This window comes from Bradyrhizobium sp. P5_C11_2 (assembly GCF_054049755.1).
Window position 1 is genome coordinate 1 of the sequence record NZ_JBFULT010000594.1, and the last position, 4,476, is coordinate 4,476.

Here is a 4,476-nt window from a genome sequence, read left to right on the forward strand (position 1 = left end):
GAAATACTGGAAGAAGAAGCGCAGACTGTGTTGCGGTGCGCGGCCGGTCACGACCGTCCCGGTCTTGCGCCGGCGCACCAGCATGCCGTCGGCGGTCAAATCCGCGAGCGCCCGGCGAATGGTGCCGACCGCAACGCCATATCGCGCGGCAAGCGCAACTTCACCGGGAAGCACCGTGCCCGGAGACAGTTCGCCCACCAGGATCGCCTCGGCGATCTGCCGCTTGACGTGCTCGTACAACGGAACCGGCAGGCTCGATGGGCCGCTCGCCGCTGCTTTTGCCTGTTTACCGGTCACCCCTGCCTCATTCTTTGGAATTGACAGCAATCGGCTTCGCCTATTTCTTTATAGAATATAGAAATGAGCCGCCGCAAATGGTTTCTCCACCACCAGGCCCAGGACAGGCCAGCCCGACGCTGATCGACGGTTTCGCCGAGATCGAGCGCACAGCCGAGCGTGCGATCGACGATCTTGCGCGGATGGTGGCAATCGACACGACGTTCCCGCCCGGCGCGGGATACGAAGCGTTTGCCGACTTGATGGAGAGCGCCGTTGCGGCGCTCGGCCTGGACTGCCAACGCGTCAATGTCCCCGAACATTTGTGGCGCGTGGCGGGTGGCCCGGCGCAAGGGCGCAGAACCAATCTCATCGCGCGCCGCCGCTCGGACAAGCCGGTGCTCGGGCTGTATTTTCATGTCGACACCGTACCGGCAGCGCCCGGGTGGACCTCCAATCCGCTCCAGTTGACGCGCGATGGCGATCGCCTGATCGGCCTCGGCGCCGCCGACATGAAGGGCACCATCGCGGCCGTGCTGCTCGCGCTGCGCGCCGCCGACACGATCGGCCTTCCACTCGGCTACGACCCGATGCTGCTGCTTTGCACCGACGAGGAAGGCGGACTCTATCCCGGCGTGCGCTATCTGGCGGAGCAAGGTTTGCTCGAAGGCCACATTCTCAATTTCAATGGTGCCGCGGCGCCGCGCATCTGGGCCGGCTGCTTTGGCCTCTTCACGCTTCTGGTGCGCGTCCGCGGCAGGACGGTTCACGCAAGCGAAGCCAGGACCGCTGGCTCAAGCGCCAACGCTATCGAGGTTGCACTGCCGATCCTCAATGCGCTTGCAACATTGAAACCAGAAATCGCCGCACGGACGTCCGCCCTGCCTGCGCAGCCGCATGCAACGCATCCGCTCGCAGCCCAGCTTGATATTTCAGCAGCCCATGGCGGGCAATGCGGCGGGCAAATTCCATCGCTCTTTGAAGTTCTCGTCTGTCGGCGCTATGCGCCCGAGGAAGACTTTCAGGCCGCGCGTGCCGAAATCGAGAACGCCGTCCTTGCGGCGGCCCCCGGAGCCGACGTCGATGTGGCTCTCACCGGCCACCTGATGCCGACATCCGATCCGACAGGCCGGCACTGGCCGCGCTGGCAGGAGGCGCTGTCGGTCGGATTCGGATACGCACCGGACGATTTCGCCAAATGGGGTGCGACGAGCTGTTCCGATTTCGGCTGGGTGCAACAGACCGGAATGCAGGAGATCCTGCTGGCCGGCCTCGTTCGGCCGGACAGCTGCGTTCACGCGCCCGGCGAATTCACCACGCTCGCCGACATCGTCGCGTTGGCGAAATCGGTCCTTGCCTATCTGTCCGCCGAATTCCATCCCGATCTGTCTCCCGAAACACTCGCCGCCCGCTAACTCAAGGAGCACCCATCCATGCTGTCCGTCAGTCGCCGTCTTTTCCTCGCGGGAACCGCGATCGGCCTCGCCGGTCTGCCCAGGATCGCCTTCGCCGAAGCCCCGAAGCGCGGCGGCCTGCTCCGGATGTCGGTCGACCAGGCAGCATCGGTCATCCATCCGATGCTGGCGCGCGTGAACCCGGAATATCTCGTCACCGAACTGCTCTACTCCAACCTCACCCGGCTGAAGCCGGACATGACCGTCGAGCCGGACCTCGCGATCTCCTGGGAAYCCAATGCGACGCTGACCGAGTGGACTTTCAAGCTGCGCCCGGGCGTGACGTTTCATGACGGTTCGCCACTGACCTCCGACGATGTCGTCGCCACCATCAACGCCATCCTCGATCCGAAGACCGCTTCCCCCGGCCGGACCAATGTCGGCCCGATCAAGGACGTCGCCGCGGTCGATCCGCTGACCGTCAAGTTTACGCTCACAGGTGCCTATGCCGACCTGCCAGTGGCACTCACCTATCTCAACGCGCGCATCGTTCCGGCCAAGGTCATCGCCGGCGACCTCGCGAGCCTGTCGACCACCGCCAACGGCACCGGCCCATTCAAGCTGGCATCCTACGAGCCCGATCGCCGGATCGTCGTCGAACGTAACCCCGCTTATTATGATCCGGCGCGGCCCTACCTCGACCGCATCGAACTGCTCGTCTATCCGGACCGCACCGCCGAGGCGTCAGCAATGATCTCCGGTGAGATCGATTTGCTGCTCACGACCACGCCGGGTGAATATGAGCGCCTCGTCAAGGCCAATGGCGTCAAGGCCCTGCGCACCCCATCCGGCCAGTTCCTGAATATCAACCTCGGATGCGACCAGAAGCCGTTCAACGACGTGCGCGTTCGCCAGGCCCTGGCATTGGCGGTCGATCGCGAGGCAACCGTGGGCTTCGTCGCGGGCGGCTATGGCACGCCGGGCAACGACACGCCGCTGAGCTCCGCCTACCACTTCTACAAGAACATTCCGCTGAAGAAGCCCGACATCGCCAAGGCAAAGAAGCTCCTGGCTGACGCGGGCTATCCCAACGGCATCGATTTGACGCTGGTCGCCTCCGACAGACCGTCGACCCGCACGCAGCTCGGCGTCGCGGTTCGCGAGATGGCCGCCGCAGCCGGTTTCCGCATCAACGTGCAGACCATGCCGCATGCCACCTATCTCGACCAGGTCTGGAAGAAGGGCAATTTCTACGTCGGCTTCTACAACATGCAGCCGACCGCCGACGCCATCTTCAACCTGCTCTACACGTCGAACGCGGCCTGGAACGAGACCCGCTGGAACAACACGGACTTCGACGCCGTCATCAACGCAGCCCGCGTCGAGACCGATGAATCCAAGCGGACAGCGCTCTATGCCAAGGCGCAGGAGATGATGAACACGGAAGTACCCACGGTCATCTCGGCGTTCTTCGACCTTCTTGCGGCACAACGATCCTATGTCGAAGGTTACATGCTGCACCCGCGCGGCTCGGTGTTCCGCCTCGACACGGTTTCGCTCGGCGCCGGTGCGCCGAAGCGCGCCTGACGCCGGAGACGTTGGGTGTCGCTCACCTGGTTTGCGCGCCGTCTGATGCTGATGGTCTACACCGTCATCGTGGTCTCGATGCTCGTGTTCGCCATCACCCAGATCCTGCCGGCGGACGCAGCCCAGTCGCTGCTCGGCGAGAATGCGACGCCGGAAATGCTGGCCGCGCTCAGGGCAAGGCTCGGGCTCGGCGGTCCGGCCTGGCTGCAATATGGGCGCTGGGCCGGCCGCGTGTTCACCGGCGATTTCGGCATCTCGATGCGCACGAGCCAGCCGGTCGGCCCGGAAATGCTGGCGGCGCTGTCGCGCTCGCTGCTGCTTGCCGTGTCGGCCATCCTGGTCACACTGGCTGTTGCCGTGCCCCTCGGCGTGGTCGCGGCGCTGCGGCAAGGCAGGCTCACCGACACGGGCGTCAGCCTCATCGCCTATCTCGGGGTCTCGCTGCCGGAATTCGTCACCGCGACGCTGCTTGTCCTTCTGCTGGCCGATACGTTGCATTGGCTGCCGGCGACCGGCTACGTCTCCCCACTGGAGGATTTCGGCGGCGGCATCCGTCATCTGGCGCTGCCGGTGCTCACTGTCTCGGTGATCCTCGTCGCGCACGTCATGCGCATGATGCGCTCCGAGACGCTCGACGTGCTGAAATCGGACTATATCCGCGCCGCGCGCTTGAAAGGCCTGCCGGAACGCACCGTGCTGTTTCGCCACGCCCTGCGCAACGCGCTGTTGCCGGTCGTCACCATCATCGCGCTCGACGTCGGCTATTTGCTCGGCGGCATCATCGTGATCGAGGAGATATTCGCCATTCCCGGCATCGGGCGGGCGCTGATGATCGCCATCACCACGCGCGACCTGCCGTCGATCCAGGCGGGCGCGTTGATCATGGCCGCGACCTATGCCGTCACCAACACGCTCGCAGACATGGCGTACGCCCTTCTCGACCCGCGGATCCGCTATGACTAACCTGTTCGTCCGTCTGATGCGAAAGCCGCAGGGTTTTGTCGGCGTCGTGCTCCTGGCGCTGATCGCGGCCGCTYGCCTGTTCGGGCCCGCATTGGCGCCCTATGCGCCGGAGAAAATCGATTTTCTCGGCCGGTTTCGCGCACCCGGCTGGCAGAACTGGCTTGGCGCTGATCAATTCGGCCGCGACGTCCTGAGCCGCCTGATGGTCGGCGCGCGTTCGACCGTGCCGCTCGCTTTCATCGCCACCGTCGTCGGC

Annotated in this window: 4 protein-coding genes and 1 pseudogene; 4 read left to right on the forward strand and 1 reads right to left on the reverse strand. The window is 64.7% G+C overall.

Annotation, left to right across the window (positions count from 1 at the left end; genetic code table 11):
- On the reverse strand, positions 1–297 hold a 297-nt coding region (locus tag ACXJL8_RS34800; protein WP_456686429.1), incomplete at its 3' end, for a GntR family transcriptional regulator.
- A 77-nt stretch (positions 298–374) separates the two neighbouring features.
- On the opposite strand from ACXJL8_RS34800, the gene ACXJL8_RS34805 reads away from it, so the two are divergent.
- The 4 genes and pseudogenes from ACXJL8_RS34805 to ACXJL8_RS34820 form a co-directional block, all read left to right on the forward strand.
- Complete coding sequence (locus ACXJL8_RS34805; protein ID WP_456623347.1) at positions 375–1,691, forward strand: M20 family metallopeptidase; 1,317 nt, start codon at positions 375–377, stop codon at positions 1,689–1,691.
- Between the two features lie 18 nt (positions 1,692–1,709).
- Positions 1,710–3,257, forward strand: a complete 1,548-nt coding sequence (locus ACXJL8_RS34810; protein ID WP_456686430.1) for an ABC transporter substrate-binding protein — start codon at positions 1,710–1,712, stop codon at positions 3,255–3,257.
- Between the two features lie 15 nt (positions 3,258–3,272).
- Positions 3,273–4,220 carry an ABC transporter permease gene (locus tag ACXJL8_RS34815; protein ID WP_456623329.1) on the forward strand — a complete coding sequence of 316 codons (948 nt, stop codon included), beginning with the start codon at positions 3,273–3,275 and terminating at the stop codon, positions 4,218–4,220.
- Positions 4,213–4,476, forward strand: a pseudogene (locus ACXJL8_RS34820) (ABC transporter permease); the annotation flags it as partial. The gene ACXJL8_RS34815 and the pseudogene ACXJL8_RS34820, both read left to right, overlap by 8 nt.

Coding starts and splice junctions, on each gene's coding strand:
- ACXJL8_RS34805 (WP_456623347.1), top strand. CDS start 375: ATGGTTTCTCCACCACCAGGCCCAGGACAGGCCAGCCCGACGCTGATC.